Source organism: Sphingomonas sp. GW821-FHT10F11, from assembly GCF_058809095.1.
Genome location: NZ_JBXASH010000007.1, coordinates 69,822 through 90,138, shown reverse-complemented (window position 1 = coordinate 90,138; position 20,317 = coordinate 69,822). Strand labels below are relative to the sequence as shown.

At 67.2% G+C, this 20,317-nt stretch carries 20 protein-coding genes; 9 read left to right on the top strand and 11 right to left on the bottom strand.

Features of this window, described 5'->3' with window-relative positions; all coding sequences use genetic code 11:
* The first annotated feature begins 7 nt into the window (after positions 1-7).
* Positions 8-1,396 carry an FAD-dependent oxidoreductase gene (locus AC1RT8_RS19020; RefSeq protein WP_493077457.1) on the top strand — a complete coding sequence of 463 codons (1,389 nt, stop codon included), beginning with the start codon at positions 8-10 and terminating at the stop codon, positions 1,394-1,396.
* Between the two features lie 4 nt (positions 1,397-1,400).
* Here AC1RT8_RS19020 and AC1RT8_RS19015 read toward each other — a convergent pair whose 3' ends face one another.
* A complete protein-coding gene (locus AC1RT8_RS19015; protein ID WP_493077455.1) occupies positions 1,401-2,126 on the bottom strand; it encodes a nitroreductase in 726 nt (241 codons plus the stop codon).
* Between the two features lie 119 nt (positions 2,127-2,245).
* Between AC1RT8_RS19015 and AC1RT8_RS19010 the strand changes: the two genes are divergently transcribed.
* Positions 2,246-3,163: an acyl-CoA thioesterase gene (locus AC1RT8_RS19010; RefSeq protein ID WP_493077453.1), complete on the top strand. Its 918-nt coding sequence runs from the start codon at positions 2,246-2,248 to the stop codon at positions 3,161-3,163.
* On the top strand, positions 3,160-4,698 hold the full coding sequence (locus tag AC1RT8_RS19005) for a class I adenylate-forming enzyme family protein (protein ID WP_493077451.1): 1,539 nt from the start codon (positions 3,160-3,162) through the stop codon (positions 4,696-4,698). Before AC1RT8_RS19010 ends, AC1RT8_RS19005 begins: the two co-directional genes overlap by 4 nt.
* On the opposite strand, the gene AC1RT8_RS19000 is transcribed toward AC1RT8_RS19005, so the two are convergent.
* Genes AC1RT8_RS19000 through AC1RT8_RS18985 form a run of 4 tightly spaced genes read right to left on the bottom strand, consistent with a single transcriptional unit; the run spans position 4,674 to position 8,032 of the window.
* Positions 4,674-5,537, bottom strand: coding sequence for an alpha/beta fold hydrolase (locus AC1RT8_RS19000; RefSeq protein ID WP_493077449.1), 864 nt, complete (start codon positions 5,535-5,537; stop codon positions 4,674-4,676). The two genes, AC1RT8_RS19005 and AC1RT8_RS19000, sit on opposite strands and share 25 nt — an antisense overlap.
* The gene (locus tag AC1RT8_RS18995; RefSeq protein ID WP_493077448.1) at positions 5,534-6,301 is read right to left on the bottom strand and encodes an enoyl-CoA hydratase-related protein; all 768 of its coding nucleotides are present in this window, start codon (positions 6,299-6,301) and stop codon (positions 5,534-5,536) included. The genes AC1RT8_RS19000 and AC1RT8_RS18995 overlap by 4 nt, the downstream gene beginning before the upstream one ends.
* The gene (locus AC1RT8_RS18990) at positions 6,298-7,089 is read right to left on the bottom strand and encodes an SDR family oxidoreductase (protein ID WP_493077447.1); all 792 of its coding nucleotides are present in this window, start codon (positions 7,087-7,089) and stop codon (positions 6,298-6,300) included. The genes AC1RT8_RS18995 and AC1RT8_RS18990 overlap by 4 nt, the downstream gene beginning before the upstream one ends.
* Before the next feature lie 10 nt (positions 7,090-7,099).
* Positions 7,100-8,032, bottom strand: a complete 933-nt coding sequence (locus AC1RT8_RS18985; protein ID WP_493077445.1) for an SDR family NAD(P)-dependent oxidoreductase — start codon at positions 8,030-8,032, stop codon at positions 7,100-7,102.
* Between the two features lie 67 nt (positions 8,033-8,099).
* Between AC1RT8_RS18985 and AC1RT8_RS18980 the strand changes: the two genes are divergently transcribed.
* On the top strand, positions 8,100-8,576 hold the full coding sequence (locus AC1RT8_RS18980) for an SRPBCC family protein (protein ID WP_493077443.1): 477 nt from the start codon (positions 8,100-8,102) through the stop codon (positions 8,574-8,576).
* Between the two features lie 91 nt (positions 8,577-8,667).
* Here AC1RT8_RS18980 and AC1RT8_RS18975 read toward each other — a convergent pair whose 3' ends face one another.
* Together AC1RT8_RS18975 and AC1RT8_RS18970 are read right to left on the bottom strand one after the other, a co-directional pair.
* Positions 8,668-9,426 carry an SDR family NAD(P)-dependent oxidoreductase gene (locus AC1RT8_RS18975; protein WP_493077441.1) on the bottom strand — a complete coding sequence of 253 codons (759 nt, stop codon included), beginning with the start codon at positions 9,424-9,426 and terminating at the stop codon, positions 8,668-8,670.
* A gap of 4 nt (positions 9,427-9,430) precedes the next feature.
* The gene (locus AC1RT8_RS18970; protein WP_493077439.1) at positions 9,431-10,678 is read right to left on the bottom strand and encodes a cytochrome P450; all 1,248 of its coding nucleotides are present in this window, start codon (positions 10,676-10,678) and stop codon (positions 9,431-9,433) included.
* Positions 10,679-10,896: 218 nt separating this feature from the next.
* On the opposite strand from AC1RT8_RS18970, the gene AC1RT8_RS18965 reads away from it, so the two are divergent.
* Entirely contained in the window at positions 10,897-11,499 is a 603-nt protein-coding gene (locus AC1RT8_RS18965; RefSeq protein WP_493077437.1) for a carboxymuconolactone decarboxylase family protein, read from the top strand.
* Between the two features lie 34 nt (positions 11,500-11,533).
* On the opposite strand, the gene AC1RT8_RS18960 is transcribed toward AC1RT8_RS18965, so the two are convergent.
* Positions 11,534-12,073, bottom strand: coding sequence for a nuclear transport factor 2 family protein (locus AC1RT8_RS18960; RefSeq protein ID WP_493077435.1), 540 nt, complete (start codon positions 12,071-12,073; stop codon positions 11,534-11,536).
* A gap of 106 nt (positions 12,074-12,179) precedes the next feature.
* Between AC1RT8_RS18960 and AC1RT8_RS18955 the strand changes: the two genes are divergently transcribed.
* The 4 genes from AC1RT8_RS18955 (at position 12,180) to AC1RT8_RS18940 (ending at position 17,630) form a co-directional block, all read left to right on the top strand.
* Positions 12,180-12,539: a limonene-1,2-epoxide hydrolase family protein gene (locus AC1RT8_RS18955; RefSeq protein ID WP_493077433.1), complete on the top strand. Its 360-nt coding sequence runs from the start codon at positions 12,180-12,182 to the stop codon at positions 12,537-12,539.
* A gap of 2 nt (positions 12,540-12,541) precedes the next feature.
* A complete protein-coding gene (locus AC1RT8_RS18950) occupies positions 12,542-13,891 on the top strand; it encodes an MFS transporter (protein WP_493077431.1) in 1,350 nt (449 codons plus the stop codon).
* Positions 13,892-14,130: 239 nt separating this feature from the next.
* Positions 14,131-16,335: a TonB-dependent receptor gene (locus AC1RT8_RS18945; protein ID WP_493077429.1), complete on the top strand. Its 2,205-nt coding sequence runs from the start codon at positions 14,131-14,133 to the stop codon at positions 16,333-16,335.
* A 14-nt stretch (positions 16,336-16,349) separates the two neighbouring features.
* Positions 16,350-17,630, top strand: coding sequence for a cytochrome P450 (locus AC1RT8_RS18940; protein WP_493077427.1), 1,281 nt, complete (start codon positions 16,350-16,352; stop codon positions 17,628-17,630).
* On the opposite strand, the gene AC1RT8_RS18935 is transcribed toward AC1RT8_RS18940, so the two are convergent.
* The 3 genes from AC1RT8_RS18935 to leuC are packed head-to-tail and all read right to left on the bottom strand — an operon-like array spanning position 17,608 to position 20,317.
* Positions 17,608-18,270, bottom strand: a complete 663-nt coding sequence (locus AC1RT8_RS18935) for an EthD domain-containing protein (protein WP_493077426.1) — start codon at positions 18,268-18,270, stop codon at positions 17,608-17,610. The two genes, AC1RT8_RS18940 and AC1RT8_RS18935, sit on opposite strands and share 23 nt — an antisense overlap.
* Positions 18,267-18,896, bottom strand: a complete 630-nt coding sequence (leuD, locus tag AC1RT8_RS18930; protein WP_493077424.1) for a 3-isopropylmalate dehydratase small subunit — start codon at positions 18,894-18,896, stop codon at positions 18,267-18,269. The genes AC1RT8_RS18935 and leuD overlap by 4 nt, the downstream gene beginning before the upstream one ends.
* The gene (gene leuC / locus AC1RT8_RS18925) at positions 18,896-20,317 is read right to left on the bottom strand and encodes a 3-isopropylmalate dehydratase large subunit (RefSeq protein ID WP_493077423.1); all 1,422 of its coding nucleotides are present in this window, start codon (positions 20,315-20,317) and stop codon (positions 18,896-18,898) included. Before leuC ends, leuD begins: the two co-directional genes overlap by 1 nt.

Sequence of the window (20,317 nt, the reverse complement as noted above, 5' to 3'; positions counted from 1 at the left end):
GGCTTCGGTGCGCGACTGCGACGTGCTGATCGTCGGTGCCGGCGGTGCGGGCATGGCAGCCGCGATCGAGGCAGCCGGCAGCGGCGCGTCGGTGACGGTGCTTGAGGCGGGCAAGCGGCCTGGTGGTTCGACCGCGCTGTCGGGCGGGGTGTTCTATGCGGCCGGCAGCAGCGTGCAGCGCGCGGCCGGCGTCGCCGACGATGTCGAGCGGATGTACCGCTATTACATGACCTTCAACCGCTGGAACCTGGAGCCCTGGCTGATCCGGCGCTTCTGCGAGGAATCGGCGCCGACGCTCGAATGGTTGCTCGGGCTCGGCGTCGAGATGCCGGTCGCGGGGCTCTACATCTCCGGCGTCGAGGACGTGCCGCGCGGGCACCACACCCGTGGATCGGGCGCCGCGCTGTTCGAGCATCTGCACGGCGCGGCTGCCGCGCGAGGCGCGGCGATCCATTGCAACGTCCGGGTCGACTCGCTGCTGGTCGAGTATGGCCGGGTCGCCGGGATCGTGGCGCAGGGCGCGGAGATGCGCGCCGGCGCGGTGGTACTGGCGACGGGCGGCTATGGCGCCAATCGCGACCTGCTCATGGAATTCAACCCGGATATCGCCGAGCAGGACGAACGCTGGTCCTTCTATTTCGGGTCGGAGACCAGCCGCGGCGACGGCATCCGCATGGCGCGCGACATCGGTGCGACGGTGGTCGGGCGGAACCGGCTGCTGGTGAATGCGTCGCCCGGCTTTTCGCGCGATGTGGCCGATTTCCATCCGCCCTGGCTGGTGTTCGTCAACCGCCACGGCCAGCGTTTCATGGACGAAACCTGGCCCTATTGCATCGCCGGCCACCGGATCGAGGAACAGCCGGACCGGCTGTGCTTCGCGATCTTCGACGAGCCGACGCGCGCCGCTTCGCCCTCGCGGCACCCTTTCGCCGACAAGCTCGGGGTGGGCGATTTCGCTTATTCCGGCGACCGGCTCGCCGAGGAAGCGGCGAGAGGCAGGGTGCTGGTGGCAGAGACGCTGGAGGGACTGGCGGCAAAGGCAGGGATCGACCCGGTTGGGCTGGCCGGTGCGGTCGCGCGCTACAATGACGATGTGCGGGCCGGGGGCGATCGCCAGTTCTTCAAACAAGGCGCGCTGAGCACGATCGAGACCGGGCCCTTCTATGCCGCCGAGGTGCATGCGGCGAGTTTCGGCGCGACCTCGGCCGGGGTACGGATCGATCCCGACGCGCGGGTGCTCGGGGCGGACGCGCGGCCGATCGCGGGGCTCTACGCAGCCGGGGAGACGGCGGGCGGGGTGCTTGGGGAGCGGTACGTCGGAGGTGGAAATTATATCAGCAACGCGTTGATCTTCGGGCGGATTGCCGGGCGCGGGGCGGCCCGGTTCGCTGGGTGACGGTTCAGCTCTCGAACGTCACCACCTGATCCAGGCCGGCGCGCGTCGTGCGGAAGCCATTGGCCGGATGGTCTGGATCGGCATAGCCGAACGAGATGCCACAGACGATTTTCCGATGTGCCGGAATGTCGAAATGGCCGCGAATGAAATCGGAGACGCCGGCCAGCGCCGCCTGGGCGATGGTGGCGATGCCGAGGCTCTGCGCGGCGAGCATGACATTGGCGACATAGGCGCCGCAGTCGATCGCGCCATAGGTGCCGAGATCCTCCTCGGTGGTGACGATCATCACATGCGGGGCGCCGAACAGGCGGAAATTCTCGAGCATCTGCTTGCCCGACCCGACACGGTCGCCGTGCGTGACGCCGACGCTGTTGTAGAGCGCCCAGCCCGTCTCGCGCTGGCGTTCCTTGTAGATGCCGACATAGCGCGCGGGGAAGGCGAAGTCGGGCTGTTCGGGGCGGGTCTTCTGATCCTCCCAGCGATTGCCGGTCGCGTGCGCGTAGAGCGCGTCGCGGAAGCGCTCAGTCGCCTCGCCCTCGGTCACGATCGCCTGCCAGGGCTGGGAATTGCACCAGGAGGCGGTGCCCTGGGCGATCCGCAGCATCGTCTCGATCGTCGTGCGCGGGACCTGGTCCCGCCGATAGCCGCGGCAACTGTGCCGCGCGCGGACCAGCCGGGCCAGGGTCGCGGCGTCGGCGGGCAAGTGAGTCTCGGTGATTGCGTCCATCATGTCCTCGCCTGGAATTCTGTCCTGATTATCGCGCCAGGCCCGGCTTGGCTACCTTACATCGTTTGATTATTGAATCCGGCGATGATAGCGTTTCGCGAAAGAATGCCGGAGGGGATGGGTTGACCGAGATCACGCAGGAGCTTCGCGACCGCGCAGCCAAAGATCGAGTCGCGATGCTGCGCCGGCTGATCGATCGGATGGGGCGGATCGCGGCGGCGGGCGAGGACCGGTTCGTGATCGAACCGGCTGCCGGTGCGTTCGACCGGGTCTATGGCGGACAGAGCCTGGCCGAAGCGCTGATGGCCGCCGCGCGGACGGTGGAACCCGAGCGGCAGGTCAATTCGGCGCATTGCTATTTCCTGCGGCTCGGCGATCCGGCGCGGCCGGTCACCTATGTCGTCGGCCGGCTACGCGACACGCGCTCCTTCTCGGTGCGGCAGGTGCGCGCGGAACAGGAGGGGCAGGCGATCATCACCGCCACCTTCTCGTTTGCGACACCGGGGTCGGGGATCAGCCACCAATGGCCGATGCCCGAGGCGCCCGCGCCGGAAACGGTGCTGCCGCGCGACGTCGAGCTGATCGCGCTGCATGACGGCGATCTGCCGAAGAATGCCGGGGTGCCCTGGCCGATCGACCTGCGCCATGTCGATCACCGCCCATGGGACAAGGACCTGGGCGACGGTCGCCACCGGGTATGGATGCGCGTCGACGAGGACCTGCCCGACGATCCGCTGCTCCATGCCTGTGTGCTGCTCTATGCCAGCGACCTGACCATGGCCGATGCGGTGACGGTGCAGCATCCGATCGTGTGGGAAGATTTGATCGCGGCGCGGGGAATGTTCGGCGCCTCGCTCGACCACGCCTTCTGGCTGCACATGCCGGTACGGGTCGACCGCTGGCTGCTCCATGTCCAGGAATCGTCGCGCGCGGCGGACGGGCGCGGCTTCACCACCGGGCGCTTCTTCGACCAGGCGGGCAATCTCATCGCCTCGGTCGCGCAGGAAATCTTCATCAAGCAGAGCGGAGAGCGCGCATGAAGCCCTGGGTCCATGACTGGGTGGCCTATCACGCGGCGCGCCAGCCCGAGGCGCCGGCGCTGACCAGCGTCGAGCGCGGCGTGACCCAGAGCTGGGGCGATCTCGACCGGCGGGTGGGGCGGTTGGCCTGGCTGTTGCGGCACCGCTTCGGACTCGCCCCGCGCGACCGGGTGGCGATGATCGCGGAGAATGATATCCGCATCCTCGAGCTGCAATTCGCCTGTATGCGCGCCGGGCTGATCCTGGTGCCGATGAGCTGGCGGCTGGCGGTGGCCGAGATGGTGACGCTGGCGAAGGACGCGGAGCCGAAGATCATCTTCCAGGACGAGGCGTGGCGGACGACCGGCGATGCCGTCGCCGATGCAGTGGGCATCGGGCCACGCGTGCTGTGGTCCGACGATCTTGCTGCCAGCGAGTATGACTCGATGATCGAGGCGGCGACCGAGACATTGCCTGTCACCGCGCATGACGAGGACGAGATCACGCATATCCTCTACACCTCGGGCACGACCGGCTTGCCCAAGGGGGCATTGTGCAGCTGGGGGACGCTGAAGCATCACGCGCTCAACAAGGCGCAGGTGTCGCGCATGGCCGAGCAGGGCGGGCATCATCTCAACATCGTGCCGCTGTTCCATGCCGGCGCGCTCAACACCATGTCCAACCCGATGCTTTATTGGGGCGGGCAGGTGACGACGACGCGGCGCTTCGATCCGGCCGTCACCTTGCGGCTGCTGACCGATCCCGCGGTGGGCATCACCCATCTCTGCGGTGTGCTGCAGATGTACGAGATGATCACTGCGCTGCCCCAGTTCGACGCAGCGGTATTCCCCGCGTTACGCACCGCTCTGTTCGGCGGCTGGGGGCCGAAGACGGTGTGGGTGCACCAGAAATGGCAGGATCGCGGCTTCTTCCTGCAGCTTTCCTACGGCTCGACCGAGCAGGGGCCGAACGTCTCGGTGCTCTCCGGCGGGCGCGAGCTGGCGGCGAAGAATTGCTCGGGCTTCGTGATGCCGGGCACCGAGTTGCGACTGGTCGATGCCGACGGAAACGACGTGGCGCAGGGTGAGGTGGGCGAGATCTGGACGCGCGGGCCGGCGATCACGCCGGGTTACTGGAACCGCCCGCGCGAGGATTATTTCACCGGCGACTGGTTCCGCACCGGCGATTGCGGCCGGCAGGACGAGGCGGGGCGGCTCTACATCGTCGACCGGCTGCGCGAGGTGTACCGGTCGGGCGGCGAGAATATCTATCCAGCCGAGGTCGAGCTGGCGCTGTCCGGCGCGCCGGGCGTGAAGGAGGTCGCCGTGATCGCGGTGCCCGACGACCGCTGGGGCGAGGTCGGCATGGCGATCATCGAGCCGATGCCGGGTGCGGTGGTGACGCTCGACGGATTGCTGGCCCATGCCGCCGAGCGGATCGCGCGGTTCAAGCTGCCCAGGCATTTCGCGACGATCGACGAGATGCCGCGCAACGCGACGCTGAAGATCGACCGGGCGGCGCTGAAAAAGGCCTATGGCGCGGCGCCCGCCGTCTGAGATGAAATCACGGTCCGTTTCAGGAACGCGCTGATCGCCTCGCCAAAAGCGTCGTTGCGGTCGCCCGCCACCATGTGCCCGGCGCGCGAAACCGCGACGAGTTCGGCCTGGGGCGCCTGGCGGCGGAATTCCTCGATCGAGTCGGCATCGACCACGTCGCTCTGCGCACCGGAAACCAGCATCAGCGGCAATGACGCGGGCAGGGCGGCGAGCTTCTCGCTCAGCAACTCGGTCAGCTCGGGGCCGGGGGCCTTGCCGACCACCGCCGGGTCCCAGTGCCAGCGTAGCCGGCCGTCGGGACCCTGGCGCAGCGAGCGCATCAGGCCGTCTGGCGTCTTCGAGGGCGGCCGGTTGGGGTTATAGGCCTGAACGGCGGCAGCGGCCTCCTCGACGGTGGTGAAGCCATCGGGATGCGCCTGCATGAAGGCGCGTACCCGCTCGACTCCGCCCTGGGCAAAGCGCGGCACGATATCGACCAGCACCAGCGCCCTGACGAGATCGGGCAATACACTCGCGGCGATCAGGCCGCTGATCCCGCCCATCGACGCGCCGACCAGCGCCACCGGCCGGCCAAGCGCACGCAGCACCGCGATCAGGTCCCGGGCATGGGCGGGCATGGAATAGTCCTTGTCCGGCGCCCAGCCGCTGTCGCCATGCCCGCGTGCGTCATAGGTACCGACCGAAAAGCCATCCGCGACCAGGCGCTGCACCGTGCCGGACCAGGCGTGGCGGCTCTGGCCGCCGCCGTGCAGCAGCATCACCAGCGGCACCGAGCCCGGCCCCTGTATCTCGCCGCGGAGGCGGATGTTCTCGGTGGCGACGTCGATCGGCGTGCTCAAGCCGGCGGTCCTTTGCGCGCGGCAAAGGCGGCGAACGCGGCCGCCGCCTCGGGCGTCGTGAGCTGGCGGATGAAAGCCGCGTTGTCCGCCACAAGGGCCGCTTCGATCGCGTCAGCGTCGCGCATCAGTTTCTTGGTGGCGACAACCGCCGACAAGGGTTTGGCAGCCAGCGCGCGCGCCGCCGCCGCCGCCGCCGCGCCGACCTCCTCGGCCGCCAGCGCCTTGTTGGCGATGCCGAGCGTCGCGGCCTCGACGCCGCTCAATTTCTCGCCGAGCGCGAACAAGGCAAACGACCGGACATGGCCGATCCGCGCCGGGATCAGCAGCGCCGAGGCGGCTTCGGGGACGAGGCCGAGATCGATGAACGGCGTGCTGAGTTGCGCATCCGCGGCGACATAGACGAGATCGCAGTGGAGCAGCATCGTCACCCCGATACCGATCGCGCGGCCGGTGACGGCGGCGACGATCGGCTTGGGGCAGGTGCTGAGCGCTCGGAGGAACGGCCCGACATTCGACTTGGCGATGTCGGATTCGCCGGACGCGGAAGCAGCGAACATCGAGATGTCGTTGCCGGCGCAGAAATCGGCGCCTTCGCCACGGATCAGTATCGCTCCGATGGCCGGATCGTCCGCCGCGCGGGTCAACGCGGCGGCGATGTCGCCGTACATCGCGTCGGTGATCGCGTTCTTCTTGGCCGCACGGTCCAGGGTGATCGTCATCACCCGATCGGCCGTCTCTACCCGCACATCGCCCACCGCGCTCACCCTTTCGCGGGCTGGAGCCCGCGTCCGAGCGAGGAACCGCCGTCGCAATCGAGGATCGCGCCGGTGATGTATTTGGCCGAATCGCTGCACAGATAGATCGCCAGATCGGCGATGTCCTGCTTGGTGCCATAATCGCGCAGCGGGATCACCGCCTTCAGCGCAGCCTCGGCTTCGGGCGTGGGCGTCAGCCGTGCCATGCCTTCGGTATCGGCGATCGGCCCGGGGGCGATCGCGTTGACCCGGACGCCCGCCGGCCCCCATTCCAGCGCCAGCACCTTGGTGAGCATGTTGATGCCCGCCTTGGCGGCGCAGGCATGGCTCTGGAACAGGGTCGCGTTGACCGCCTGGCCGGCGGTGATCGAGATCACCGAGGCGCCGGGCTTGCGCAGGAATTCATAGGATGCGCGCAACACGTTGAAGGTGCCGAGCAGGTCGATGTCGATCACCGTCTTGAAGGCGTTGGCCGACATGCCGATCACGGGCGCGAGGAAATTGCCCGCCGCGCCGGAGACGACCGCATCGATCTCACCCCAGGCGGCATGGGTGGCGCGCAGGGTCTGTTCGACCGCGGCATAGTCGCGAACATCGGCGGCGGCGCCCATCGCCTCGGCGCCGGCCGCCTTCAATTCGGCGACCGCGGCCTCGACCTTTTCGATCTTGCGGCTGATGATCGAGATGCGCGCGCCGGCCTCCGCCAGGCCGTGCGCGATGCCGAGATTGATCCCGCTCGATCCGCCGGCGATGAAGATGGTCTTGCCCTTGAGCAGGCCGGGCGTGAAGGTTTGCATGGTCTCTCTCCTAGCAGTGGGGACGCCGGGTTTCGGCCCGGGCGATGATGGCGGCGGCGTGCGACGCGGTGTCCGCGGCGCCGGTGATGGGGCCGTTGGCGGGCAAGGTTGCGAGGCCGGCCGCGACGGAATCGATGCTCGGCGCGAAATCCCAGAAGCCATCGAGATCGCCGATCCTCGCATAGCTGATCCACCCGGCGAACGCCTGGACGATCGCGCCATTGTCGGCGCAGTCGGGATGGCAGAGCCACGCCGCGACCGGCGCCACCAGATCGGGCGAGAGGTTGCGGCGGAGCGCCGCGGTATAGTCGGGCGGCCGCTCGGTCGCGTCGACCATGCGGGTGAAGGCGCCGGGGCTCAGGCAATTGGCGGCGACGCCGCTGCCGCGCACCGCGGCGGCGATCGACAGGGTCAGGCCCTGTACCGCTGCCTTGGCCGAGGCATAGGCGGCGCTCGGCGCGGCGCCGTACAGCCCCTGGGTCGAGCAGGTATTGACGATCCGTCCGGCATCCGCCGCCTGCATATGCGGCAGCACGGCACGGCAAAGATTATAGGTGCCGCCGCAATGGCTGCGCCAGACGCGCTCGAACTCGTCGAGCGTCGTCTCGGCAAAGGCCTTGGGCGGCAGGAAATTCCCGGCATTGTTGATCAGCGCATCGATCCGGCCATGGTCGCCGATCAGGCGGGCGACCAAAGCGACGCTTTCCTCGGGCGAGGTGGCGTCGGAGGCGTCCGCGCTCGCGCTGCCGCCGGTGGCGACGATCTCCGCCGCCGCTTCCTCGGCCGGGATCGGCGAGCGGCCGGTGCCGTCCATCGCCACGCCGAGATCGTTGACGACGACATGCGCGCCGAGCCCGGCGATGTAGCGGGCATAGCTGCGGCCGAGGCCGCCACCCGCGCCGGTGATCAGGACGATTTTGCCGTCGAGCCGCCTTCCCCCCATATCCGCTCCCGGTTGACGCCATTAACAAAGCGTTGTTAGGTTTACCTTGTCGCAGGAGTCGAGACGCATGACAAGTTCATCCATCACCTATGCGCGCGTGACGGCCGAATTCGATCATCCGATCGAGACGGTCTGGGCACGGATCGCCGCTTTCGGCGGGCTGGAGGACTGGGCCGATGGCGTCGGCGCCTGTTCGGTCGAGGGCACGGGGGTCGGCGCGATCCGGACGGTCGTCCGCAACGGCAACAGCGTGCGCGAGCGGCTCGAGGCGATCGACCCGGTGGGGCATATGCTGCGCTACCAGATATTGCCGCCCCATTCGCTGCCGGCACAGGCAGTGCACGGCAATGTGATCCTGCGGTCGCTCGGGGCAGAGCGAACCGAGATACTGTGGCGATCGGACGCGACGGATTTCACGGTACCGCCCGAAGTGATCGGCGCGCGGATCGACGCGTTCTATGCGGCGTCGATCGAGGGATTGCGAAAGGTGCTGGAGAATGATTCTCCCTCTCCCTTTGGGAGAGGGAAGGGGCCCATCGCGTAAGCGATGGGAAGGGTGAGGGTGACCACACTCAACCTCACTCCGCGCAGCTGCGCAGCTTGCCCCTCTCCTGAAAGGAGAGGGGAGGTAGACCTCACCGATCCCGAATGCGGAATCCCCCATCTACATTCAGGATCGCTCCCGTCACGAAACTCGCTTCGTCCGACGCCAGGAACAACGCTGCATCCGCAACCTCGCGCGGCTCGCCCAAACGCCCCGTCACCTGCATCTTCGCCATCGCCTCGAACAGCGCATCGTTGCCCGAATTCGCGGCATGCGCGCGCATCAGCGGCGTGTCGATCACGCCGGGGCAGATCGCGTTGCAGCGGATCGGCAAACGATTCTCGCCGCAATAGAGCGCGGTGCTTTCGGTCAAGTTGAGCACAGCCGCCTTGGAGGCAGAATAGGCCGCCTGAGTCGATCCGGGCCGCTGGCCGCGCGCCGAGGCGATGTTGACGATCGCGCCGCCCGACTCCGCCATCAACCGCACAGCGTGGCGGCAGCCGAGAAAGGCGCTGAGCGCATTGGTGTCCATCACGAACCGCCAGTCGGCCTCGGTCGCGTGGGCGATCGAGCCGGTGCGGCTGGTGCCGGCATTGTTGACCAATATCGCGAGCCTGCCGAAGCGGGCCTCGAGCATTGTAAGCGCCGCGATCCAGTCGGCGTCGCGGGTCACGTCGAGCCGGTGGTAGAGGACGCGCTCGCCGGGCGATTCCTCCAGGTCGTCGCCCTGCTCGTCGAGATCGGCGACCATCACGTGCGCGCCCTCCTCGACGAACCGGTTGACGATCGCGCGGCCGATGCCGCGCAGGCCGCCCGTCACCAGCGCGACCTTGCCGTCCAGCCGTCCCATGCGGTCAGCGCGGCGTGAAGCGGACGCGCAGGCTCTTGTAGCCGTAGAAGATGTAGCTCGGCACCATCTCGAATTCGTCCTGCAGGATCTCGACGTCGAAGCGGGCAAAGGCACGGGTGAAGAATGCCACCAGTTCGGTGCGCGCGAGCATGTGGCCGACGCAGAAATGCAGGCCCGGGCCGAACGACATGAAATCGCGCTGGTTGGGCCGATCGATATCGGTGACGAAGGGATCGTCGAACATGCGCGAGTCGATGTTCGCGCCCGCGTGCATGATCCACAGCAGGTCGCCTTTGGCGATGGTTTGGCCGCGCATCTCGATATCTTCGGCGGCATAGCGGGTCATGCACTTCACCGTGCCGGGATAACGCAGCAATTCGGTCGTCATGTTGAATGCGCAGGACGGGTCGTCGCGCAACCGCTGCAGCAAGGCGGGGTTGTCGACGATCCGGACCAGCTGGGTCGCCAGCGTGTGGGCGGTCGTCTCGGCGCCCGCCACGACCATGCCGTGCAATTGGGCAAGCATTTCGTCATTGGTCAGCTTGTTCAGGCCGTCGCGGGCATGGACCATGCCGGAGATGAGATCGTCGCCGGGGTTCTTCTCGCGCTCCGGGATGAAGGTATTGAAGACGTCGTTCATCGTCCGGATCGACTGGTCGAGCTGGAGCAGCAATTCGGGGGTCACGGTCGCGGCGGCGCTGGCGGCAGTGAAATCCGAGGCGAGCTTGAACAGCAGGGGCTGATATTCCTCCGGAAGATCGAACAGCCGGCGCATCACGCGGGTGGGCAGCACGGCGCCGACCACGGACGAGAAATCGAACTCACCGAGCCGTTCGCATTCGTCGAGGATCTCGTCGACCACTTCGTTGATGAAGCCTTCGACCTTGGCGATCGCGCCGCGGTCGAAGGCCTTCAGCATGAGGACGCGGACGCGGGTCAGGTCGCGGCCGTCAAGGCGATTGACGAGCAGGCTGGTGTAGAGCCGCACTGCCTTGAGCTGCTCCTGCAGTTCGGGCGGCATGCCGCGGAACAGCTGCTCGACGCGCGAGGCGGACAGCCGACGATCGGCAAAGGCAGCGCGGACATCGTCGTAGCGCGAGATGATCCAGCCGCCCTGGTTCTTGCTGTAGAAGATCGGCGCTTCTTCCTGAAGGCGAATCAACGGCGTCCAGGGATCGGCGAGGAAAGCGGGATCGGCGAAGTTGACGTCCTCGACCTCGTCAAGTTTCCGGGTTGCGCTCTGACCGCTCATGACCTCTCCCCGCGGGCTTTCCCGCTGCTGCGCAGTGTCTGGGGTTTCCAGACTTACGGTGATTGATAAACCCGGTCACGCCTCATTGGCAATCGCTCATTTGCGCACCGGTGCCGAAACTTTCGAAAGAGCGTGGAGTCTTCTGCGTATAATCATACATCGCTTGAATGATTCGCAAGGCCGGCATAGCCTGCCCGAACGATAAGGGAGGATGCCCGATGCCGAACAGCCTGCTGAGCCGCATACCTGTCGATCAACTGCCGGAGGACCTGCGGCGCCTGTACGAATCGAGCATCGCGGTGGCCGGGGACGGCGACCGGCTCGAGATCTTCGGCAACCACCCGGCGCTCTATCGCTGGTATCAGAGCAACTTTTACGGTTCGATCTTCCAGAACGGTCAGGGCGACATGGTCGTCGAGACGAAGTGGAAGGAATTGATCCGGCTGAAGCTGTCGCTGACCAATGGCTGCTTCGTCTGCAACGCGCATAACGTGCCGGCGGCACTGGCGGCGGGCTATAGCCAGGCCCAGATCGATGCGATGGGTGATGCGGAAAGTCCGCTCTTCTCGGCCCAGGAGCAGGCGGTGCTCGCGCTGGGTGAGGTGTTCGCGATTTCGAAGGGTGACGGCGCGCTGACGCCGGAGCTCTATGCACGGCTGTCCGCGTTCTTCTCGGATGCGCAAATCCTGGAGCTTGGCTTCGTCGCGACGATCCTGAGCGGGTGGACCAAACTGATTTTCGCTTATGACATGGTCACCCGGGAATGCCCGATCAACAGCCCGGAGCGGGCGCTGGCACCGAGCGAGGTGCATGTACGGTAATTCCCCTCACCCCTTGTGGGAGAGGGGAAAGGGTTCAGAGTGCCGTCCCCTTGGGATGCAGCCGGTAGAGCGGATCCTGGGGTTTCGGCCCCCCGCGATTCTCCAGTCCGGCATAGCGTCCGCTGTCCCACACCGAATTGCCCGGCCGTTCATTGTACCAGTCGATCGCCAGCGTCCGCGCGATGATGCGCCATTCCCCGCCGCGCCGCTCGTGGCGATCGAGATAGCGGCCGCCGACCACGCGCTCGAGGCGCCCGCCGCCATCGGCGGGGAAATCGTGGAAGCCCTGGAAATAGCATTCGGAAAAAGCGCTGTCGGGCCCGGTGATGTCGACCCAGATATTGGTGATGCTGTGCGCCGACATCACGCCTTCCATGAAGGGAAAGCTGTACGCGATAAAGGCCTCGACATCGCCCTTGAACACGGCGTGGTCGTCGATCGCGTCGGGCCAATAGACCCGGCGCATCAGGTCCGCATCGCGACGGTCGATCGCGCGGCAATAGCCGAGCAGCACCTCGCTGACGGCCTGCTTGTCGAGCAATTCCTGAAGGGCTTCGGCCGATGGTGGCGCCAATACGCTCTCCTGTTTTCGTCGGCGCTTGACCGCGCGTTTTTCGGGTCTAGTTATACCAATCGCTGTTAGGAAAACAAGCGCCGGCAGCGCCGATTGGGAGAGCGGAATGGGTGCCGAGGAAACCGTGCTGGCCTTTGTCGTGGCGTGGAACGCGCTCGATCAGGATCGTATCCACGCGCTGATGGCGGAGGACATCTTCTACCACAATATGCCGCTGAAGCCGGTGCGCGGTCGCGCGGCGGTCAAGGCGCATCTCGACGCCTGGCCGGTCGATGCCTGCGACTGGGCGGTCATCCATATCGCGACCAAGGGCAATGTCGTGCTGACCGAGCGGGTCGACCGCTTCGTGCGCGGGGAGGATCGGATTACCGTGCCCGTAATGGGCGCGTTCGAGGTGGCGGACGGGCGCATCGTCCAGTGGCGCGACTATTTCGACATGGGCGCCCTCAAGCCCGAGGCGCGCTGACCATGGCTGCGAGCATCGCGCCGGCCGCCGGGGGCGCCGCGCTGCGCACCGTCGCCGATCACGAGACGGGCGCGTATAAATGGTATGTGGCGGCGGTCCTGTGCTTCGCGCACACCGTCGCGATCATCGACCGGTTCGTGATGGTGCTGGTCGCCGAGCCGCTCCGCGCCACCATGCATCTGAGCGACCTGCAGCTCGGCCTGCTCCAGGGCACTGGCTTCGCCTTGCTCTATTGCGGCTTCGCGGTGCCGCTCGGCGCGGTCGCCGATGCGACCAGCCGGCGCAACCTGATCATGGTCGGGATCAGCCTGTGGAGCCTGGCGACGATCGCCGCCGCCTTCGCCACCTCGTTCGAGACTCTGTTCGCGACGCGGTTCCTGGTCGGCATGGGCGAGGCGTGCCTGGTGCCGGCGGGCATGTCGCTGCTCACCGCCTATTTCGCGCCGGCCAACCTGGCGCGCGGCACCGCGATCTTCGGCATGGGTGCCAATTTCGGACTCGGCTTCACCTTTCTCGGCGGGGGCGCGCTGCTCTCGGCGCTGGTCGCGGGCGGTGGCGTGACGTTCCCGGGCGGCGCGCATTTCGAACCCTGGCAGGGGATTTTCATCGCCGCCGGTCTTGCCGCCGTGCCGGTGCTGATCCTGCTGCTGTGGTTGCGCGAACCGCCACGTGTGCGGCCGGCGGGCGCGTCCATGGGGGCGCTGCGCGAGGGTTTTGCCTTCATCCTGGCCAATCTGCGCAGCTATCTGCCCTTCCTGATCGTCGGCGCGATGACGGCGGTCACGGGCTATTCGGTGACGAGCTTCTCATCGAGCCTGTTCGTCCGCATGCATGGGTTGAGCCCGGCGGAGGCGGGCAAGCTGATCGGGGTGGTCGGGCTTCTCGCCGGGCCGCTCGGCACCTTCAGCGGCGGCTATGCGCTCGACCGGCTCCGCGCCCGGAGCATCGCCGGCGCGCCCTTGGTGGTGATGGGGCTGGGATCGGTCTTTGCGCTGGTCTTCGCCGCCGGCACCGCCTTTGCGCCGAGCCTGCCGGTCGCGACCGGGCTGTTCTGCCTATTCGTCTTCGAATCCACCTTCGTGCTGCCGGCGCTCTATGTCGGCATACAGATGCTCACCCCCGATCGATTCCGGGGCATCGCCGCTTCGTTCAACATGATGGTCTATACGCTCGCCGGCCTCGGCCTCGGCCCGCCGGTGGTCGGCGCGATCAGCGACCGGCTGAATCTCGGCGACCGCTCGCTCGGCTTCGGTATCGTGATCGTCGAACTGGCGATGGTGTTGATCATCCTGCCGATCGCGCTGGTATCGCGACGTGCCTTCCAGGCCAGGATGCTGGCCGTGACGACCTGAGGCGGTCGATTCCTCCGATTCGAACCTAACGGCTTCCGAAACGCTGCGATACGCGCCGACAGTCGCGTGACACACCGCGATATAGCCCAGATTCCTGAGAGAGATAGATCGATTTTTCGATCTTTGTTGACAGAAAACAAATCACCATTAGATTTAATGGCAAGGCGCCCGTTTGAGGCGCCAGTTTGGCGCAGGCACCCCGATGCGGGGGCCCGCCGACAGGGACGGGAGGGCCTGACATGAGGATGAATCCGTTTTCGACCACCAGCGCGGCTTGGGTGATCGCCGCCACCATGGTGGCAGCATCGCCGGCCGCCGCGCAGGATGCCGGCGCCCAGGCTGGCGCGACCGCGCCCGCCGGTGCGACGACCCAGGCCGAGGCTGCGCCCGCCGAGGACAATCAGACCGCGAACGACATCATCGTCACCGCCCAACGCCGCGCCCAGCGGCTGCAGGACGTGCCGATCTCGATCACCGCGCTGACGGCCAACGAGCTGAGCAGCCAGGGCATCACCTCGACCCACGACATCGCCCAGTCGGTGACGGGCATGACCATCACCGAGAGCGGCGGCTATGTTCAGCCGTTCATCCGCGGCGTCGGCTCGACCGTCACCAATCTCGGCGAGCCCGGCTCGGCCGCGACCTATATCGACGGCGTCTATATGCCGACGGTCAACGGCCAGCTTTATGAGCTCGCCAATCTCGAATCGATCCAGGTGCTGAAAGGGCCGCAGGGCACGCTGTTCGGCCGCAATGCCAATACCGGCGCGATCATCATCACCACCCGCCAGCCATCCTATCAGCCCGCCGGCAGCTTCACCGCGAGCTACGGCAATTTCAACGCGCTGAAGTTCAACGGCTTCGCGACCACCGGGCTGACCGACAACATCGCGGTCTCACTGGCCGGCAATTACGACAGCCATGACGGCTGGTTCCACAACCTCAATCCGGCCAATGGTTTCGGCGCGCGGGTCGGCGATGCCGAGCGCTGGACGCTGCGCGGCACGATCCTGATCGAGCCGACCTCCAACCTCAAGATCACGCTCAGCGGCGATGGCATGCATGGCGACGATGCCAGCCCGATCCTGATCCAGCCGATCAACGGCTATCAGGGTTATGTCCCCGGCGGGCTGAAGATCGGCGGCCCCTATGATTTCATCGGCAACGAGCATGTCGGCTATCTGACCGGCCAATATGGCGGATCGGGCCGGGTCAATTGGGACTCGGGCAGCGGGATCGCGGTCACCTCGACGACGGCCTGGCGGCATTATCTGTCGCGCTCGCTCGCCTATGATTCCGATACGACGCCGACCCGCTTCGTCGCCATCTCCAACCGCGACGTCGGCAGCAACTTCACCCAGGAAGTGCTGGTGAACTCGACCGGCAAGGGCAATTTTACCTGGGTCGTCGGCGGCTTCTACCTCAGGCAGGACGGCAAGCTCGATCCGCTCAGGACCTTTACGCCGGGCATGTCGGACCTGACGGTTCAGCAGCTGACCGAAGCTTTTGCCGGTTTCGCCGACGCGACGCTCAGGCTCGGTGCGTTCGAGGTCACCGGCGGCCTGCGCTACAGCACCGAGACCAAGACGATCTCGGGCCAGCGTAACGGCAACGTCATCGTCACCGGGGCAAAACACACCTGGAATGCGGCGACGCCGCGTGTCGTGCTCGCCTATCATCCCAGCTCTGACGCGATGATCTATGCAAGCTTCTCGCAGGGCTTCAAGAGCGGCGCCTTCAACGCCAACGCGCTGTCGGCAACGCCGGTGCCGATCAATCCGGAGAAGGTCGACGCCTATGAGGCGGGCCTGAAATTCTCGCCGATGCCCGGCGTGACGATCAACGGTTCGGTGTTCCATTACATCACCAGCGATCTGCAAGTGCAGGCGCTGAACCCGAACACGAACCTGATCGAGCTGCGCAACGCGGCGAAGGTGCGCTCCAATGGCGGCGATCTCGACATCACCTACAGCCCGGTGCGCGACCTGAGCCTGAAGCTGGGCGTGTCCTATCTCAACGCCGTGTTCACCAGCTTCCCCGCCGCGCAGGTCTATCTGCCGGTGCCGGGCGGCGACGGCCGCAACGCCTCGACGATCCTCAATGTGACGGGCAAGCGCAATGTCCGCTCGCCGGACTGGACGGTGAACTTCGCCGCGGACTACAAGATCCATGTCGGCGAAGGCTCGCTCGTCCCGTCGTTCAATGCCTATTATTCGTCGAAATTCTATTGGACGGTCGACAACCGCATCGTCGAGCCGGCGCATTTCGTCGCCAATGCCAGCATCACCTGGAACTTGCCGGGCGATCGTTTCTCGGTGGCGATCTGGGGCCGCAACATCACCGACGAGGTGCGCTTCCGCAACGTCTCGGCCTCGGGCCAGGCTGACCGGCGCGCGGCCGACGAACCGGCGCTCTACGGCGTCCGGCTCGGCTATAAATTCTGATGGGGGAGGGGCGGATGCCCATGGGTTCCGCCCCGATTCCGGTCGATCAGGACGGGGATATCGACCACCACAGCGCCGATTTCGCGCGCGACCATGCGGCGATCTACCGCCACGCCCGGGCCGAATGCCCGGTGCTTCGCTCCGACGCCTATGGCGGCTTCTCGATCCTGACCCGCTATGCCGACAATCGCGCCGCGCTGCGCGATGCCGGGCGCCTCGCCTCGGGACGGTTCCCGCTCGACGATGGCCGGCTCGGCGGCGGCGTCGCCATTCCACCCAATGGGATGCGGATCGGCATGATCGAGATGGACGGGGCCGAGGCGACCGCTCTGCGCGCACTGCTGATGCCCTGGTTCACGATTCCCGCGGTCGAGGCGGCAAGCGCGCGGATCGCCCAGATCTCGCACTGGTTGATCGACACGCTGATCGCGCGCGGCGAATGCGACGTGGTCGAGGATCTCGCCCGGCCGATGCCGACCCTGTTGATCCTCGACATATTGGGCCTGAAATTCGAACATTGGCATGATTATGGCCGGGTGTTGCATGAGGCGGTGGCCAAGGCGAGCGGCTCGCTCGACGGGTTGCGCTGGCTCGCGGGCGACCTGCGTCGCAGCGTCGGGGAACGCGACTACGATCCCGACGGCCTGCTCGCGGCGCTAGTCGCGGCGGAGGTCGACGGCGCGCCGCTCGGCACCGGGCTGGTCTGCGAGCTGGCGATGATGCTGCTGTTCGGCGGCACCGACACCACGATCGCCGCGATCGGCCATGCGCTGCGCCATTTGACCGAGCACCCCGAGGATCGCACCCGGCTGATCGCCGAGCCGCAGCTTATGACGGCAGCGGTCGAGGAGGTCATTCGCCTCTATTCGCCAAGCACCGGCGTCGCGCGCACCGTGATGGCGCCGGTCGAGATCGGCGGCACACAGTTCGAGGCGGGCGACCGGGTGCTATGCGCGATCAACTCGGCCAATCGCGACGAGACGGTGTTCGCCGATGCCGAACGCTTCGATCCCGATCGGCCGAAGCGCCCGCATCTCGGCTTCGGCTGGGGCGGGCATGCCTGTATCGGCCAGAATCTCGCGCGCGCCGACCTGCGGATCTTCCTGACCGAAATCCTCGAACGGATGCCCGATTTCGCAGTCGATCTGGCGCGGACCGAACGCTACGACAGCGTGCCGCTGGTCAACGGCCATGCCCGCATGCCGATGCGCTTCACGCCCGGCCGGCCGAGCGGAGCGGTCGGCGCCTGGCCGGTGCTGACCGCGCCGCGCCTCAGGCCGATCCTCCGGGGGTAAGATCGAACATCGCCAGCATCGATCCGGCGTGATCGATGAAGCGCATCTCGTCCCGGGTCGCATCCTGCGCGACCTCGGGGGCTGCGCGGGCGTTCGCCATCCGCCCGGCATCGCTGAAGAAGACCATGCCGGCACCGTCGAAGTGGTCGGCGGGCGGGAGGCCGGGACACGTCGCACTGTCGGCATGAAGCTGGCGGTAGCCGGCGGCATCAATGCGCCGGCCGAAGGGCGCATGTTCATTCAGCCAGCGGGCGCGATAGGCAGTAGGCGTGAAGCCGGCTTGGCGTCGGGTGAGCATTGTCACGAGGATCGCACCGTCGCCTGGTGTCACGATATGCTCGGTGCCGGTCAGCACTGCGGAACCGGCGAGATCGATCATGCCCTCTGCACGACCGAGGGCGGCTCGAAGCGCGGGGATCGTTGCCGATGCCGGTCCCTGTGCGAGCAGGATCGCGGCGAAGGGGCAGGGCAGCAAGGGAAGCGGTGCGCCGGTGTCGGGATCGCGCTTGGGCAGGTCGGCACCGATGCGCTTGCCGACACGGACGCCGGGCATCGCCAGCGCGGCAGCGATCTCCGCGGTGGAGCGGCCCGGCGCGGCGGCGGCGAAAAGGGCCAGCGCCGGGCCAGCGGGATAGCTCATCCGGTCCGCTCGAGATGCGCGTCGGCCAGCCAGGGCGAGTCGTCGCGCGTCCGTGCTTCCTGCGCGGCGATGGCGCTTTCGAAGGTCAGCGCAAGGGCGATATCGTCGATGCCGCCGAGCAGGCGCTCGCGGCGCTGCGCGTCGAGCGTGAAGTCGAGCATGCCGCTGGCATGGGCGATGGTGCCGGCTGCCAGGTCGATGGTCATGCGCGTCGTCGCGGGATCGGCGGCCTCGGCCATCAGCAGGTCGATCGTCGCGCGGGGCAGGGCGATCGGCAGGATGCCGTTCTTGAAGCAATTGCCGTAGAAGATGTCGGCGAAGCTCGGGGCGATGATGCAGCGGATGCCGAAATCGAGCAGCGCCCAGGGGGCGTGCTCGCGGCTCGATCCGCACCCGAAATTGTCGAGCGCGATCAGGATGCGCGCCTGCCGCCATGGATCGCGATTGAGGATGAAATCGGGCCGCTCCCGGCCCTCGGCGTCGGTACGAAGCGAATGGAGCAGACCCTTGCCGAGGCCGGCGCGCGCCACCGTCTTCAGGAACTTCGCCGATAACAGCATGTCGGTGTCGACATTGGCGATCGGCAGTGGCGCGGCCGCGCCGGTGAACGTGCGGAACGGTTCCATCAGGCCAGCGCCCGTACGTCGACGAGTGCACCGGCGATCGCCGCCGCCGCGGCCATGGCCGGGGAGACGAGATGGGTGCGTCCGCCAGGACCCTGCCGCCCTTCGAAATTGCGGTTCGAGGTGGAGGCGCAGCGCTCGCCCGGCGCGAGCCGGTCGGGATTGAGGCCGAGGCACATCGAGCAGCCGGCATCGCGCCAGTCGAAGCCGGCGGCGCGGAAGATCGTATCGAGGCCCTCGTCTTCGGCCTGGGCCTTCACCGCGGCCGACCCCGGCACGACCAGCGCGCGGACGCCGGCGGCAACGTGGCGGCCGCGTGCGATCTCGGCGGCGGCGCGCAGATCCTCGATCCGGCTGTTGGTGCAGCTGCCGATAAAGGCGGCCTGGATCGGCAGGCCGGCGAGCTTCTGGCCTGGCGCCAGGCCCATATAGTCGAGCATCCGCCGGAGCTGCGCGCGGCGGGTGGGATCGGCTTCGTCCTCCGGATCTGGCACCGTGCCGGCGATGGTGGTGACCGCTTCGGGGCTGGTGCCCCAGGTGACCATCGGCGCGATGTCAGCCGCGTCGATCGCGAGTTCTGCATCATAGGTCGCGCCGGGATCGCTGCGCAGCATTTGCCACGCCGCGCGGGCGCGCTCGAATGCCGTGCCCTGCGGCGCGCAGGGCCGGCCTTCTAGCCAGGCGAACGCCTTGTCGTCGGGCGCAATCATCCCCGCACGGGCGCCGGCCTCGATCGTCATGTTGCAGATCGTCATGCGGCCGGCCATGTCCATGGCATCGATCGCGCTGCCGGCATATTCGATGACATGGCCGGTCGCGCCGGCGGTGCCGATCCGCCCGATGATCGCGAGGATCACGTCCTTGGGCGTCACGCCCGCGCCGAGCCGTCCGTCGATCCGCACCAGCATCGTCTTCGAGAGCTTCTGGACCAGGGTCTGGGTCGCCAGCACATGCTCGGCCTCCGACGTGCCGATCCCGAAAGCGAGCGCGCCGAATGCGCCGTGCGTGGAGGTGTGGCTGTCGCCGCACACGATGGTCGCGCCGGGCAGGGTCAGGCCGAGTTCGGGGCCGACGACATGGACGATGCCGTGGCGCGGCCCGTCCAGCTCTGCATAGGGCAGGCCGAAGTCGCGCGCGTTGCGCTCCAGCGTCGCGACCTGGAGATGGCTTTCCGGATCGCGGATCGCGGCCAGCCCGCCGGCGCGATTCTCGGTCGGGACATTATGGTCGGCGACGGCGAAGGTCAGGTCGGGGCGGCGGACCCTGCGTCCGGCCGCGCGCAGTCCGTCGAACGCCTGGGGGCTCGTCACCTCGTAGAGCAGGTGGCGATCGATATAGAGCAGCCACTCATCGCCGCCGAGCGAGGCGACGGCATGGGCATCCCAGACCTTGCGGTAGAGCGTGCGCGGACGAGCGGCGGCCAT

Excerpts from the sequence above, each read along its gene's own strand:
- AC1RT8_RS18985 (WP_493077445.1), bottom strand. The coding sequence starts at position 8,032 with ATGGGGGGAAGGCGGCTCGACGGCAAAATCGTCCTGATCACCGGCGCG.
- AC1RT8_RS18945 (WP_493077429.1), top strand. The coding sequence starts at position 14,131 with ATGAGGATGAATCCGTTTTCGACCACCAGCGCGGCTTGGGTGATCGCC.
- leuD (WP_493077424.1), bottom strand. The coding sequence starts at position 18,896 with ATGGAACCGTTCCGCACGTTCACCGGCGCGGCCGCGCCACTGCCGATC.
- AC1RT8_RS18980 (WP_493077443.1), top strand. The coding sequence starts at position 8,100 with ATGACAAGTTCATCCATCACCTATGCGCGCGTGACGGCCGAATTCGAT.
- AC1RT8_RS18940 (WP_493077427.1), top strand. The coding sequence starts at position 16,350 with ATGCCCATGGGTTCCGCCCCGATTCCGGTCGATCAGGACGGGGATATC.
- AC1RT8_RS18950 (WP_493077431.1), top strand. The coding sequence starts at position 12,542 with ATGGCTGCGAGCATCGCGCCGGCCGCCGGGGGCGCCGCGCTGCGCACC.
- leuC (WP_493077423.1), bottom strand. The coding sequence starts at position 20,317 with ATGGCCGCCGCTCGTCCGCGCACGCTCTACCGCAAGGTCTGGGATGCC.
- AC1RT8_RS18955 (WP_493077433.1), top strand. The coding sequence starts at position 12,180 with ATGGGTGCCGAGGAAACCGTGCTGGCCTTTGTCGTGGCGTGGAACGCG.
- AC1RT8_RS19015 (WP_493077455.1), bottom strand. The coding sequence starts at position 2,126 with ATGATGGACGCAATCACCGAGACTCACTTGCCCGCCGACGCCGCGACC.
- AC1RT8_RS18975 (WP_493077441.1), bottom strand. The coding sequence starts at position 9,426 with ATGGGACGGCTGGACGGCAAGGTCGCGCTGGTGACGGGCGGCCTGCGC.
- AC1RT8_RS19005 (WP_493077451.1), top strand. The coding sequence starts at position 3,160 with ATGAAGCCCTGGGTCCATGACTGGGTGGCCTATCACGCGGCGCGCCAG.
- AC1RT8_RS18965 (WP_493077437.1), top strand. The coding sequence starts at position 10,897 with ATGCCGAACAGCCTGCTGAGCCGCATACCTGTCGATCAACTGCCGGAG.
- AC1RT8_RS18970 (WP_493077439.1), bottom strand. The coding sequence starts at position 10,678 with ATGAGCGGTCAGAGCGCAACCCGGAAACTTGACGAGGTCGAGGACGTC.
- AC1RT8_RS18935 (WP_493077426.1), bottom strand. The coding sequence starts at position 18,270 with ATGAGCTATCCCGCTGGCCCGGCGCTGGCCCTTTTCGCCGCCGCCGCG.
- AC1RT8_RS18990 (WP_493077447.1), bottom strand. The coding sequence starts at position 7,089 with ATGCAAACCTTCACGCCCGGCCTGCTCAAGGGCAAGACCATCTTCATC.